Origin of the sequence: Enterobacter sp. CM29 (assembly GCF_013179605.1) — a bacterium.
Classification (GTDB): domain Bacteria; phylum Pseudomonadota; class Gammaproteobacteria; order Enterobacterales; family Enterobacteriaceae; genus Enterobacter; species Enterobacter intestinihominis.
Window position 1 is genome coordinate 1 of record NZ_JABMCU010000019.1, and the last position, 13,038, is coordinate 13,038.

Sequence of the window (13,038 nt, forward strand, 5' to 3'; positions counted from 1 at the left end):
CACTAAAAACAATACAGGGCGGATTAACCGCCCTTTTTTTACGCTGTAACCCGCTCGTTCCACGCGTCCGAGTATTGGATGTTCCCATCGCAATACTTCCAGGTGATCCGCTCATAGCGGAGCTGTATTCCCTCATTATGATTGTGTATCTGTAACGCTGGCTCTTTACAGTTATGCATGACGGGGTTAATGCTGACTACCCGGACGTTTTCAAGCAGCATATTGAAATATTCAACCTCCTGGCCCGCATCGTTGATTTTATACCACTTGATCTCTGCGCTTTTCAGCGTTTGGCCGGTGGCTACCGCTTTGTAGAGATACGGGCTGGAGCTATCAAACTCTTTTTCAATTACGAGCGGCGCATGTAAGCGCGTGCCGGTGATCTTGCCTGTGTTGTTATCGGTCGGAACTAACAAGCCGTGACTAAAAGAGAGGATCTCTATACTACCTTCTCTATTTTGAATATCCACAGATCCCTTAATCGGGTTGCCGCCATCATCCTTAAGCCATAGATAAGCAGGAATAGCCATTTTTAAAACTCCATTTCCATTAGGGTAAACCCTCATTAATGACTAAATACGGATCGCAGGTGATACAAATTGTGTTATAGGTTCGTGTTATTTAATTTCGTTACTTATTGATGTTGCAAATAAAATTAATAAATTGATCTTCAGCAATACGCGTTACCGTTATTGCTCTTATGTTGCCCTTTTTGCCTGGCAGAAAGGAAGAACGATGGCATGTATACCGATTTATCCACCCCGCGGGCTGGAGATATTGCGCGAACACATAAGGCTCGCGCGGGCGCGTCACGAAGTCCAGAATATGGCCGCCCCGCTTACGTATACGTGGTTTTATGAGCGAGTAAGAAACGGCGGGCCGTGGGATTACAAACAACATAAACGGGCTTATGCTGACTTCGGGAATTTCCATTACGGCGCTGTGGGTTATGCAGCGTGCATCCCTGCAAAGATTTTGCTTATTGCTGCCGGCGCGGCGCAGTGGAAAGCCGGCACATCAAGACCCGAATGGGGTAATTTTACGGGGACCCCGCCGTTTGGTGATGATCCGATTGACCAATTTTGGATAAAGCAAGGCATCGACTATGTTAAACAGCATCACTTTTAGGACGCTGCACTGGATCGCCACTATTCTTATGGCCCTGGCGGTCGCGGGGTACTGTTATTTCCAACATATACGGCGTTTAACTGTTAGTGATCGGCTATATCAAGTTCGCCAGCTCACGCCCCGGACCTGGTTATACATTACTGAGTATGACGGCTCGAACATGACCACCGGGGAAGTGTATCGTTATTTTTTAGCGAGTAAGATTGACGGTGATCCGCTGGTGGCTCTCGAAAAACAACATATCGCGCCCACGCTTACAGCGAATACCGCCCGCGCAAAAGTTGAAGGCATAGGCAACAATATCTCATTTACTGTTCACGGCACAGTGTACAGCTTTACAACGTCCGCATTTTTTTATGATGCTGAGGGAATAGCGGCCGTGCCGTCAATTGACTTAACGGCCCGCGGCGAGAGCTGGGACAAGGGGAAATTTAGTCGATAGATAAATATTTATTTAAAAATCCCTTGCGGTCGGGTCAATGACTCGATGAGCAGCGTGTAAGTTTTCACGGCGTACCCGTGCGATATTGGGAAACAGCAGCATCCACCGGGCAAAGGTCTGCCCCATATCAGCCAGGCGATTCAGCAGCGGATATCCAGCCAGACAGCGGCGGCGATACACCGATCTGGTGTTGCGCTGGTTTACCGGGTACGTGGAACGCTCGCAACCTGCTGAAAACGGCTTTCAGCGTCTGTTTGTTCCTAAACTGGTCGGCGTATTCGAACGCCTCTGGCCATGTTCCTTCCAGCCCCCCACGCTGCGCGAAGTGGCCAGCTGGCTGACAGAGCACAGCGGCCTGACCTTCAGCGTGCCGGATGCAGATTATTTAGACCGTCCGATCCCACATTTCACCCATAGCGGAACGGGGTATCAGCTACTGGATAATCTCGGAAAGACCTTCGGCATACAGCGCTGAGCTGCCTGATGTTGTGCGCAGGCTGCACACCCGCGCCGGTTGCGCCTCCGCCGGTCATTGTTTACAGCGCCTGCCCGAAAGTGAGCTATTGCCCGATGCCGGGAAGCGACCCGGCCACTAATGGCGACCTGAGTGCAGATATCCGCAGGCTTGAGCACGCGCTCGCCGCCTGTGCGTTACAGATTGAAACCGTCAAAGCCTGTCAGGATAATCTCGATGAAGAAAGCAATCAGCCTGCGAAAAGCGCTAACTGACGCCATCCCGCAGCTTAAAACCAACCCCGAGATGATGCGCATTTTTGCCGACGAGGGGAATATCGATGCACGGCTCGCGGCCTCCCTGTCCCACGAGAAAATTTACACCCTGAATGTGATCGTGTGCGATTTTGTAGGCGACCCTGATTTGATTTTCGTGCCGGTGGTCGCGTGGCTGAGGGAAAACCAGCCGGATATCTGCACGCTCGATGAGGGGCATAAAAAAGGTTACCGTTTCCAGATGGATTTAAACGACGAGGATACGGTTGATATCAGTATCAGCCTCCAGCTCACCGAGCGCACCATCATCAGGGAGGAAAACGGCGCGCTGCATGTGAGCTATGCCCCGGAGCCGCCACCGCCTGAACCCGTCACGCGTCCAAAAGAGCTCTATATCAACGGCGAACTGGTGAGCAAGTGGGATGAGTGAATTTAAACCCTTTGATAACCAGCTCGCGGGGCTGCTTGCTGCCCTGTCACCCGCAGGGCGTCGGAAGCTTGCCAGTGAGATTGCGAAGCAACTCAGAACGGCGCAACAGCAACGTATCAAACAGCAAAAAGCCCCGGATGGCTCACCGTATCAGGCACGAAAGCGCCAGCCACTCAGAACCAAAAAAGGTCGAATTAAACGGGCAATGTATCAGAAGCTTCGCACTAACCGGTACATGAAAGCCAGTGGCCGTGAAAACGGTGCAGTGGTGGAATTTACCGGAAATGTGCAGCGCATCGCGCGTGTCCATCATTACGGACTAAAAGACCGTCCAAACGCGCACGCTCAGGATGTGCAGTACGCAGAGCGCCAGTTACTCGGATTCAGCTTGGAAGACAAAAAATTGATTACAAATGCTATAATAGAGCATTTGGTTTGATGGCCTCAATATACAAATACTATTCTCTTAGCCCTGTTTAGTCAGGGCCAAATGATTTCAACAATTATCATGTATATCAACGAAAGGTTTTATTTCTTTGATGATAAATTGATTAGGCCTCCAGCCAGCAGTTAATTTATCGAGTATAAAAGAATCGAGGGCTGATGTAAGGAGACCTGTGATAGGATCTATAAGCCCTAGGCCATTACTTGCTAAGTATCTCAAGGCTTTGCCTGAACCACTACCAAACCAACTGGAGGTTGTAATATCTTCAAGGTATTGAGATAAAAGTTTCTCGTCGGGGGATTTTCCTTTTAGCCATTTTTTGAACTTTTTGGCACGTGTTAAAAGTTCTAAGAACTCCTCAAAAGATCTTTCCCCTTTATTTATAACTGTTGCTATGTCGGGACACCCTGTGAGTGCTATTTCATAAAAATTACTTAGTTCATTACGGTTGGCATTAGCACGAGTTAGAATTTGTTTGTTTTTCTGCTGGATTATCTTGGATTCGGTTGTTGATGTGTGAAAGTCGCCACCATAGTGAGCTGCCAGTATGAGGCCATAGGATGAGTTAAGTATGCTTGAAGCTATACTCGCTGGCGTAGTTTCATCATTGTTAGCAAGTACATTATTTTGATACCTATTAATTTCAGGAAAATCAATATTGGTAGAAACGCGAAATGTTCCATGAGATGGATGGATCCTGAAGTAGAATTCATCCTCAGATTTTTCTTTTGGAAGTAGGTTTCTCAGGATAATACGCGCAGCACTTGAGACGTATTCAGGATCATTGAAATCTTCTTTTGCAGCAGATATAACTCCACCATTAATAAAGTGGTCTCCAGTAAGTCTTTTTAATGTGACGCATTGTCTAAATCTTTCGGTGAAATTCTCGGCTTGAGTTTTATTCAACCCCTGCCTTGTCAGCATGAATTCAAGACGTTTTTTCCAGCTTTTAATCTCTCCGTGCTCTTGGTTTCCTGAAAAATAACCACTCGCAAGAGTGTATTCAGTTCCAAAGTTAGTCTCATCACTCATAACCCCGAGAATTTCCTCAATGTAGGTTGTTTTTACATCGGGATGGGAAAGTAATCTGATAATGTTATGGGGACCAATTGACTGAATGAGTCCTAATAAATTTGATGTGTCCATTACAATATGAATATTTTGATAGAAAAGCAATGCTTCTGCTATTTCACCAATGGTAATGGCAGGACCGTCAATTGAACGGTTCAAAACGATTGAGTCAAACATTTTTAGTCAGTTCCTTCTATTATTTTATCTAAATATATCACTCAACGAGAAAAGGTTGCCACATCGGTCATCAATGATTTTGATGTTTTATGGTTTTGTCTGGCAGGCTAACGATTCATGCTGTATGTGGCAAGGTATCGTTGTGTCGTACCTAACAAAACCTCGCCCAATTGCCGCTGGCCTTGCCCGGCGGCATCCTTCCTGTATGAATAATTTAAATTCTCTACAGGAAATCGCACGCGCGATCCGCAACCTCATCCGCACCGGCATCGTAACCGACGTCGACCACGACGAGGGGCTGTGTCGTGTCCAGACCGGCGGCATGCAAACCACCTGGCTTAACTGGCTCACCTGTCGCGCCGGTCGCTCTCGCGTGTGGTGGGCTCCGTCCGTTGGCGAGCAGGTGTTATTGCTGGCCATCGGCGGTGAGCTCGATACGGCCTTTGTGCTGCCGGGCATTTTCTCAGATGACAATCCCGCGCCGTCAGCCTCACCCGATGCGCTTCACGTTACCTTCCCTGATGGTGCGGTCATTGAGTACGAACCCGAAAACAGTGCGCTCACCGTGTCAGGTATCAAAACCGCAGACGTTACCGCGTCGGATTCCATTACAGCCACCGTGCCGGTGGTGCTGGTGAAAGCCTCGACCCGTATCACGCTCGATACACCCGAGGTGGTGTGTACCAACAAACTGACGACCGGCACGCTCGAAGTGCAGAAGGGCGGGAAGATGACCGGGAACATCGAGCACACCGGCGGGAAACTGACCTCAAACGGCGTGCAGGCGGATGACCATGACCACGGCGGCGTTGAACGGGGCGGAAGCTGGACGGAGGGTACTAAATGACGGTGCGTTATCTCGGTATGAACAGCCAGACCGTCCTCAGTATATCTGAGGTCGAGCATATCAGGCAAAGCGTGCGTGATATTCTCGTCACGCCGGTTGGCTCGCGCGTCATGCGCCGTGAATACGGCTCGCTTCTGTCGGCACTGATTGACCAGCCGCAGACACCGGCACTGCGATTGCAGATTATGGCCGCGTGCTATTCCGCGATCCAGAAGTGGGAGCCGCGCGTCAGTCTGACAACCATCACCTTTGAGCGGTCGGAGACCGACGGCGGGCTGTATGTCGATATCACCGGCACGCGATCGGCTAACGGCCAGCCCTTTTCCCTCACCATTCCACTGAGTTAAACGCTATGGCAATTGTTGACCTTACGCCTGATGTCGTGGAAGTGCTGGACTATGAGACCATCCTCGCAGAGCGAAAGGCGACCCTCGTCTCGTTATACCCGGAGGAACAATAGGGGGCAGTCGCGCGCACGCTGATCCTCGAATCAGAGCCGATTGTTAAGCTGCTGGAGGAAAACGCCTACCGGGGAGTTATCTGGCGACAGCGCGTCAACGAGGCCGCGCGTTCGGTCATGCTGGCTTACGCTGCCGGAAGCGATCTCGACCAGATTGGGGCGAATTACAATGTCCCGCGACTCGTCATCACCCCGTCAGACGACACGACATTTCCGCCCACGCCAGCGGTGATGGAGTCTGACACTGACTAACTCCCGCTCCACCTCACCCGACTGTGGGTGGTCAGCAGCCATTATGTCTGTGATAAATTCCTGCTAAGTGCCCGCCCTGTGCGGGTTTTTTTATGCGCCGAGGAAAATCGGGTTAAAAATTTACCGCCATTTCATCGCCACTTAAAATTCAGACAACAAAAAAGCCACTCGCAAGAGTGGCTTAACTGGATGATTCTAAAGCTAAAATTTGGTGGCCCCTGCTGGACTTGAACCAGCGACCAAGCGATTATGAGTCGCCTGCTCTAACCACTGAGCTAAGGGGCCGTGGCGGTGAATTATAAAGTAACTCCCCTCATCAATCCAGCCATTCACACCTGCCTGCTGTTTTTATAAACAACGCATAATCAATCCTTTATACTTATCTTAAGATGCATAGACAGGAGTAGAGATGATCAATGATATTCTGGCCCCTGGCCTGCGGGTGGTGTTCTGCGGAATCAACCCGGGCAAGTCCTCGGCGCACACCGGTTTTCACTTTGCTCATCCGGGAAATCGCTTCTGGAAGGTGATCCACCAGGCCGGTTTTACCGACAAACAGCTTAAGCCGGAAGAAGAGCAGCAGCTGCTGGATACGCGCTGTGGCATCACCATGCTGGTCGAGCGTCCAACGGTGCAGGCGAGCGAAGTAAATCTGCATGAGCTGCGTACTGGCGGGCGGGAACTGGTGAAGAAGATTGAAGACTACCAGCCCGCGGCGCTGGCGATCCTCGGCAAGCAGGCCTACGAGCAGGCGTTCAGCCAGCGCGGTGCGAAGTGGGGTAAGCAGAACATTACCATTGGCGTAACGCAGGTGTGGGTGTTGCCGAATCCGAGCGGGCTGAACAGGGCGACGCTGGACAAGCTGGTGGAGGCGTATCGGGAACTTGATGAGGCGCTGGTGGTGAGGGGGCTTTAGCTCCTCTGCGGCCTGATGCCCTCACCCTGGTCCTCTCCCACAGGGAGAGGGAATAAACAAAAAAAAAGCTCCCGATTGGGAGCTTTTTGCTGTTTACATGGGTTAGTCGTCCAGGAAGCTACGCAGCACTTCAGAGCGGCTCGGATGGCGCAGCTTACGCAGCGCCTTCGCTTCGATCTGACGGATACGTTCGCGGGTCACGTCAAACTGTTTACCCACTTCTTCCAGCGTGTGGTCGGTGTTCATATCGATACCGAAACGCATACGCAGCACTTTCGCTTCACGGGCGGTCAGGCCAGCCAGCACGTCGTGCGTAGCGGCACGCAGGCTCTCGGTGGTGGCAGAGTCCAGCGGCAGCTCGAGGGTAGTATCCTCGATGAAATCACCCAGATGCGAATCTTCATCATCACCGATTGGTGTTTCCATGGAGATTGGCTCTTTAGCGATTTTCAGCACTTTACGGATCTTGTCTTCCGGCATCAGCATGCGTTCAGCCAGCTCTTCCGGCGTCGGCTCGCGACCCATCTCCTGCAACATCTGGCGAGAAATACGGTTGAGCTTGTTGATGGTCTCAATCATATGCACCGGAATACGGATGGTGCGCGCCTGGTCTGCGATAGAGCGGGTGATCGCCTGACGGATCCACCAGGTAGCATAGGTGGAGAACTTGTAACCACGACGGTATTCAAACTTATCTACCGCTTTCATCAGACCGATGTTGCCTTCCTGAATCAGATCCAGGAACTGCAGGCCACGGTTGGTGTATTTCTTGGCGATAGAGATAACCAGACGTAAGTTCGCTTCAACCATCTCTTTCTTAGCACGGCGGGCTTTCGCTTCACCGATAGACATACGACGGTTGATGTCTTTCACCTGCTCGATGGTCAGGCCGGTCTCTTCTTCAATCTGATGCAGCTTTTGCAGGCCGCGCTGTACGTCTTCTTTCACGTCGTGCAGCTTTTCAGACCACGGCTTGTTCATCGCGATAGCGGCGTTGAACCAGGTTTCGCTGGTTTCATTGCCGGTGAAGAGGGTGATGAAATTCTTCTTCGGCATTTTGCACTGTTCAACACACAGCTTCATGATGATACGTTCCTGGGTACGTACGCGATCCATCATCACGCGCATGCTGTTCACCAGGTAGTCGAACTGTTTTGGCACCAGGCGGAACTGTTTGAACACTTCCGACAGCTTCAGGATCTCTTCCTGAGCGGCAGCATGGCTGCGGCCTTTCGCTTTGATGGTGTCACGCGTCACTTCGTACTGAGTACGCAGCTCGGCAAACTTCTCGCGCGCCAGTTCAGGGTCGATGCTGTTGTCGTCGTCGCTGCTGTCGTCGTCTTCTTCTTCATCTTCGTCTTCGTCGTCATCCATCTCTTCCTGAGACAGCTCAGAACCGACGTGAGTGGCGGTTGGCGCCATATCTTCTTCAGCGTTCGGGTCGACAAAGCCAGTGATCAGATCGGACAGACGCGCTTCTTCCGCTTCAACGCGATCGTACTGCTCCAGCAGATAGGTAATCGCTTCCGGGTATTCGGCAACAGAGCACTGAACCTGGTTGATCCCGTCTTCGATGCGTTTTGCGATGTCAATTTCGCCTTCGCGGGTCAACAGTTCAACGGTACCCATTTCACGCATATACATGCGGACCGGGTCAGTGGTACGCCCGATTTCAGATTCCACGCTGGACAGTACCTGTGCAGCAGCTTCTTCCGCATCTTCGTCAGTGTTGTTGGAGGTTTCAGCCAGCAACAGATCATCGGCATCCGGTGCTTCTTCCATCACCTGAATGCCCATGTCATTGATCATTTGGATGATATCTTCGATCTGATCTGAATCGACGATATCTTCCGGCAGATGGTCATTGACCTCGGCATAGGTCAGATAGCCTTGCTCCTTACCGCGTTGGACAAGAAGTTTCAGCTGTGACTGCGGGTTTTGCTCCATAAGACGGTATCCACACTTAATTCGTTTGATTGGTGTCGGCGATAGGGCTGCCAACCTTTAAAGCGAGGGCGTACTTATATTTTTGCCGCTGCCTCTCAGTGCGGCTGCCGGGGGCTTCCCGATCGATATTCGGCACTTAAGCCGTTAAATTTTTTATTTCTTCGCCAGTTCCTGGTTAATCATCCAGAGCTCCCGGCGTTCTTCGCTGCTTAAGCCATGAGTGCGCTCGCGAGCTATCAACTCTTCCTGGCGCAACTCAAGCATCGAATCAAACATATGGTTGAGTGAGTCGGTGAACGTTTTTTCTGCGATATCCTTATCAGCTATATCGTCCCACATAGACAGTTTTTCAAGGGTAGCGGCCTCTTTTGTGCCGCGATAATGCTCTAAAAGTTGTCCGGTGGTCAGACCTGGCTGCGACAAACAAGTGTTGACCAATTCTGAAAATAAGCCAAGTCCGGGCAATTTTTCGTGGTTCAAACCCGCCAGTGACGGCACTTGCGGAGCAAGTTCGGGGTTTTGCACCAGCAACCCTATCAGTATACGCATGGTTGTGCGTTTTAGCTGAGGCGCGGGGCGTACCGTGCCGTTTTCAGCCTGTTTAGGCATTAAACGTTCAAGCTGGCTGTCATCCAGAATGCCGAGCTTGTTGCCTAACTCCTGACGCAGATAGATGCGCAGCGTTTCGCCGGGCACCTGGCTGATTAACGGCAACGCCAGCGTGCTGAGCTGCGCGCGCCCGTCAGGGGTACTCAAATCCACCTGCGGCATCAGGCTGTTAAACAGAAACGTGGAGAGCGGCTGAGCCTGCTCCATCCGCGCTTCAAATGCCGCTTTGCCCTCTTTACGCACCAGCGTATCCGGGTCTTCACCGTCGGGCAGGAACATAAAGCGTAGCTGACGCCCGTCGGTCATATACGGCAACGCGGTTTCCAGCGCTCGCCAGGCGGCGTCGCGTCCTGCGCGGTCACCGTCGTAACAGCAAATCACGTTGTTGGTGACGCGGAACAGCAACTGGATATGGTCCGCCGTGGTGGACGTTCCCAGCGACGCAACGGCATAGTTAATGTCGTACTGCGCCAGCGCAACAACATCCATATAGCCTTCGACGACCAGAAGACGCGGAGGTTCCGCATTATCCTGCTGTGCCTCATAAAGACCGTAAAGCTGGCGGCCCTTATGGAAAATATCGGTTTCCGGGGAGTTAAGGTATTTCGGCAGGGCATCACCCAGCACGCGACCACCAAAACCTATCACCCGGCCACGCTTGTCGCGGATCGGGAACATCACCCGTTCACGGAAGCGGTCGTAGCTTCGTCCCTGGTCGTTGGTGACCAGCATGCCTGCGTCGATGAGGGATTTACGATCTTCGCTATTGCCGCCAAAACGCTTTAACACGTTGTCCCAGCCGGGCGGGGCGTAACCAATAGCGAAACGCGCAATCACATCGTCGCTCAGTCCGCGCTTGTTCAGATACTGACGCGCAGGCTCAGCCGCAGAGTGCTTAAGAGACTGTTGGTAAAACGAATTCAGGCCATCCATCAACTGATATAGCGTTTGCCGCTGATGGCGCTCGATCTGACTTGGCCCACTGCCTGCTTCATACGGCACTTCAAGGTTATGCATCGCCGCCAGCTCTTCGACGGTTTCAACGAACTCGAGCTTATCGTAGTTCATCAAAAAATCGACGGCATTACCGTGTGCGCCACAGCCGAAGCAATGGTAGAACTGCTTTTCACCGTTTACGGTGAAAGAGGGGGTTTTTTCGTTATGGAACGGACAGCACGCATGGTAGTTCTTGCCCTGCTTTTTTAGCTTCACCCGCGCGTCGATGAGATCGACGATGTCGGTTCTGGCAAGCAGGTCATTGATGAAAACGCGTGGGATTCTTCCGGCCATATGCCCCAAAAATTTAAGCGACTTATAAACGAAAACAAGCCGCGCATTCCTTCCGGAAGCACGGCCTTACGACTACAACTCTGTCTGTCAATTGAGGGCTGTGGCCCTCAACAGATTAGTACAGACGAGTACGGCGTGCGTTTTCGCGAGCCAGTTTCTTCGCGTGACGTTTCACAGCGGAAGCTTTAGCGCGCTTACGTTCGGTCGTTGGTTTTTCATAAAACTCACGACGACGAACTTCAGCCAGAACACCTGCTTTCTCGCATGAACGTTTGAAGCGACGCAGTGCTACGTCGAACGGCTCGTTTTCACGTACTTTAATTACCGGCATGTAACTCTCACCTTTAATAAATTCGGTTTGCCGCTGGCATCAACGCCAGCTTATTTCAAAATGGTGCGGAATTTTACTGCAAATGCTGCTGCTTTGTAAAGCACCGATGCGATTTTGAAAGGGACTTTTATAAGGGGGAAGAGTATACACGAGGCTTCTTCCTGGGGCGAACAAAGTTTTACATCAACCCGCCCAGGCTCTACACTGCGCGGTATTGAAACGAGGTAAAACAAGTCATGCGTGTACTGGGTATTGAAACATCCTGCGATGAAACCGGCATCGCGATTTACGACGACGAAAAAGGGCTTCTGGCCAACCAACTGTATAGTCAGGTGAAATTGCACGCTGACTACGGCGGCGTCGTGCCTGAACTGGCCTCTCGTGACCACGTGCGTAAAACGGTTCCCCTGATTCAGGCGGCACTGAAAGAGGCCGGGTTAAGTGCAAAAGATATTGATGCCGTGGCCTATACTGCAGGACCGGGCCTGGTTGGCGCGCTGCTGGTCGGCGCAACGGTAGGGCGTTCGCTGGCCTTCGCGTGGGACGTTCCGGCCATTCCGGTTCACCATATGGAAGGACATCTTCTGGCTCCGATGCTGGAAGCCAATCCGCCAGCGTTCCCGTTTGTGGCGCTGCTGGTCTCCGGCGGTCATACGCAGCTGATTAGCGTAACGGGCATTGGCAAGTATGAGCTGCTGGGCGAATCGATCGACGACGCGGCCGGTGAAGCCTTCGACAAAACTGCCAAGCTGCTGGGCCTGGATTATCCTGGCGGCCCGATGCTGTCGAAAATGGCCGCGCAGGGAACGGAAGGGCGCTTTGTCTTCCCGCGTCCGATGACCGATCGTCCGGGGCTGGATTTTAGTTTCTCCGGTCTGAAAACCTTCGCGGCGAACACCATTCGCAATAACGACGACAGCGAGCAGACGCGTGCCGACATCGCCCGCGCGTTCGAAGATGCGGTGGTGGATACGCTGATGATCAAGTGCAAGCGTGCGCTGGATCAGACGGGCTTTAAGCGCCTGGTGATGGCCGGTGGCGTGAGCGCCAACCGTACGCTGCGCGCGAAGCTTGCCGAAATGATGCAAAAGCGTCGTGGGGAAGTGTTCTACGCGCGTCCAGAATTTTGTACCGATAACGGGGCGATGATCGCCTACGCCGGGATGGTACGCCTGAACGCTGGCGCCACGGCTGACCTGAGCGTGTCCGTGCGTCCGCGCTGGCCGCTGGCGGAGCTGCCTGAGGCGTAAGTCTTTTGCCCGGTGGCGCTGGGCTTACCGGGTCTGCAAAAATCGTAGGCCGGGTCAGGCGAAGCCGCCACCCGGCAATAAACCGCACTACATCCGCAGCATCCCTTTCTCTTCCAGAAACGCAATAATCGTCGCCAGCCCGTCACCCGCCTTCAGGTTGGTAAAGGTCCACGGACGCTCGCCGCGCATGCGATTAGTGTCGCGCTCCATTACCTCCAGCGACGCCCCCACGTACGGCGCGAGGTCGGTTTTATTGATCACCAGAAAATCGGATTTGGTGATCCCCGGCCCGCCTTTGCGCGGGATTTTTTCCCCCTCGGCCACGTCGATCACGTAGATGGTGAGGTCCGCCAGCTCCGGGCTGAAGGTCGCGCTCAGGTTATCCCCGCCGCTTTCGACGAAGATCAGATCCAGATTGCCGAACTTCTCGCTCAAGGCTTCCACCGCTGCCAGGTTCATTGAGGCATCTTCGCGGATGGCGGTGTGCGGACAGCCGCCCGTTTCCACCCCTACGATGCGCTCTGGCTCAAGCGCACCCGCCTCGGTCAGGATGCGCTGATCCTCTTTGGTGTAGATATCGTTAGTCACCACCGCAAGATGATAGGTGTCGCGCATCGCCTTGCAGAGCGCTTCCAGCAGGGCGGTTTTGCCCGACCCTACCGGGCCGCCCACGCCAACGCGCAGGGGATGTTTGTAATCAGCCATATTGACTCC

Annotated in this window: 14 protein-coding genes, 1 tRNA gene and 3 pseudogenes; 11 read left to right on the plus strand and 7 right to left on the minus strand. The window is 52.6% G+C overall.

Annotated features, from left to right (window positions below):
* Positions 1 to 38: 38 nt before the first annotated feature.
* Positions 39 to 530: an Hcp family type VI secretion system effector gene (locus tag HP459_RS04310; protein ID WP_032626342.1), complete on the minus strand. Its 492-nt coding sequence runs from the start codon at positions 528 to 530 to the stop codon at positions 39 to 41.
* A gap of 205 nt (positions 531 to 735) precedes the next feature.
* On the opposite strand from HP459_RS04310, the gene HP459_RS04315 reads away from it, so the two are divergent.
* From HP459_RS04315 to HP459_RS04340, 6 genes and pseudogenes are all read left to right on the plus strand, one after another.
* Complete coding sequence (locus HP459_RS04315; RefSeq protein WP_017692645.1) at positions 736 to 1,128, plus strand: polymorphic toxin type 44 domain-containing protein; 393 nt, start codon at positions 736 to 738, stop codon at positions 1,126 to 1,128.
* Positions 1,106 to 1,570, plus strand: coding sequence for a hypothetical protein (locus tag HP459_RS04320; RefSeq protein ID WP_171935963.1), 465 nt, complete (start codon positions 1,106 to 1,108; stop codon positions 1,568 to 1,570). The genes HP459_RS04315 and HP459_RS04320 overlap by 23 nt, the downstream gene beginning before the upstream one ends.
* Before the next feature lie 175 nt (positions 1,571 to 1,745).
* Positions 1,746 to 2,039: pseudogene (locus HP459_RS04325) on the plus strand (hypothetical protein); the annotation flags it as partial.
* Positions 2,040 to 2,053: 14 nt separating this feature from the next.
* The gene (gene lysC / locus HP459_RS23350; protein WP_074169625.1) at positions 2,054 to 2,299 is read left to right on the plus strand and encodes an Rz1-like lysis system protein LysC; all 246 of its coding nucleotides are present in this window, start codon (positions 2,054 to 2,056) and stop codon (positions 2,297 to 2,299) included.
* Positions 2,262 to 2,729 (plus strand): phage tail protein, encoded by a 468-nt coding sequence (locus tag HP459_RS04335; protein ID WP_032626339.1) that lies wholly within the window; start codon positions 2,262 to 2,264, stop codon positions 2,727 to 2,729. The genes lysC and HP459_RS04335 overlap by 38 nt, the downstream gene beginning before the upstream one ends.
* Positions 2,722 to 3,168: a phage virion morphogenesis protein gene (locus HP459_RS04340; RefSeq protein WP_171935964.1), complete on the plus strand. Its 447-nt coding sequence runs from the start codon at positions 2,722 to 2,724 to the stop codon at positions 3,166 to 3,168. Before HP459_RS04335 ends, HP459_RS04340 begins: the two co-directional genes overlap by 8 nt.
* Positions 3,169 to 3,225: 57 nt before the next feature.
* On the opposite strand, the gene HP459_RS04345 is transcribed toward HP459_RS04340, so the two are convergent.
* Positions 3,226 to 4,422, minus strand: coding sequence for a hypothetical protein (locus tag HP459_RS04345; RefSeq protein ID WP_063133894.1), 1,197 nt, complete (start codon positions 4,420 to 4,422; stop codon positions 3,226 to 3,228).
* A gap of 205 nt (positions 4,423 to 4,627) precedes the next feature.
* Between HP459_RS04345 and HP459_RS04350 the strand changes: the two genes are divergently transcribed.
* The 3 genes and pseudogenes from HP459_RS04350 to HP459_RS04360 all read left to right on the plus strand — a co-directional run.
* Positions 4,628 to 5,269, plus strand: coding sequence for a phage baseplate assembly protein V (locus HP459_RS04350; RefSeq protein ID WP_171935965.1), 642 nt, complete (start codon positions 4,628 to 4,630; stop codon positions 5,267 to 5,269).
* Positions 5,266 to 5,616 carry a GPW/gp25 family protein gene (locus tag HP459_RS04355; protein WP_063849806.1) on the plus strand — a complete coding sequence of 117 codons (351 nt, stop codon included), beginning with the start codon at positions 5,266 to 5,268 and terminating at the stop codon, positions 5,614 to 5,616. Before HP459_RS04350 ends, HP459_RS04355 begins: the two co-directional genes overlap by 4 nt.
* 5 nt (positions 5,617 to 5,621) lie before the next feature.
* Positions 5,622 to 5,978 (plus strand): annotated as a pseudogene (locus tag HP459_RS04360) (baseplate assembly protein); the annotation flags it as partial.
* A gap of 212 nt (positions 5,979 to 6,190) precedes the next feature.
* On the opposite strand, the gene HP459_RS04365 reads toward HP459_RS04360, so the two are convergent.
* A tRNA-Ile gene (locus HP459_RS04365) sits at positions 6,191 to 6,266 on the minus strand.
* A 124-nt stretch (positions 6,267 to 6,390) separates the two neighbouring features.
* Here HP459_RS04365 and mug point away from each other — a divergent pair.
* Positions 6,391 to 6,897 carry a G/U mismatch-specific DNA glycosylase gene (gene mug / locus HP459_RS04370; protein ID WP_023298636.1) on the plus strand — a complete coding sequence of 169 codons (507 nt, stop codon included), beginning with the start codon at positions 6,391 to 6,393 and terminating at the stop codon, positions 6,895 to 6,897.
* A gap of 102 nt (positions 6,898 to 6,999) precedes the next feature.
* Here mug and rpoD read toward each other — a convergent pair whose 3' ends face one another.
* The 3 genes and pseudogenes from rpoD to rpsU all read right to left on the minus strand — a co-directional run bounded on the left by rpoD (position 7,000) and on the right by rpsU (position 11,074).
* A complete protein-coding gene (gene rpoD / locus HP459_RS04375) occupies positions 7,000 to 8,844 on the minus strand; it encodes an RNA polymerase sigma factor RpoD (RefSeq protein WP_006812010.1) in 1,845 nt (614 codons plus the stop codon).
* A 95-nt stretch (positions 8,845 to 8,939) separates the two neighbouring features.
* Positions 8,940 to 10,743: pseudogene (gene dnaG / locus HP459_RS04380) on the minus strand (DNA primase).
* Between the two features lie 115 nt (positions 10,744 to 10,858).
* The gene (gene rpsU, locus HP459_RS04385; RefSeq protein WP_001144069.1) at positions 10,859 to 11,074 is read right to left on the minus strand and encodes a 30S ribosomal protein S21; all 216 of its coding nucleotides are present in this window, start codon (positions 11,072 to 11,074) and stop codon (positions 10,859 to 10,861) included.
* A 236-nt stretch (positions 11,075 to 11,310) separates the two neighbouring features.
* On the opposite strand from rpsU, the gene tsaD reads away from it, so the two are divergent.
* A complete protein-coding gene (gene tsaD / locus HP459_RS04390; protein WP_022649449.1) occupies positions 11,311 to 12,324 on the plus strand; it encodes a tRNA (adenosine(37)-N6)-threonylcarbamoyltransferase complex transferase subunit TsaD in 1,014 nt (337 codons plus the stop codon).
* A gap of 87 nt (positions 12,325 to 12,411) precedes the next feature.
* On the opposite strand, the gene ureG is transcribed toward tsaD, so the two are convergent.
* Complete coding sequence (gene ureG, locus HP459_RS04395) at positions 12,412 to 13,029, minus strand: urease accessory protein UreG (protein WP_023298635.1); 618 nt, start codon at positions 13,027 to 13,029, stop codon at positions 12,412 to 12,414.
* Positions 13,030 to 13,038: the final 9 nt, after the last annotated feature.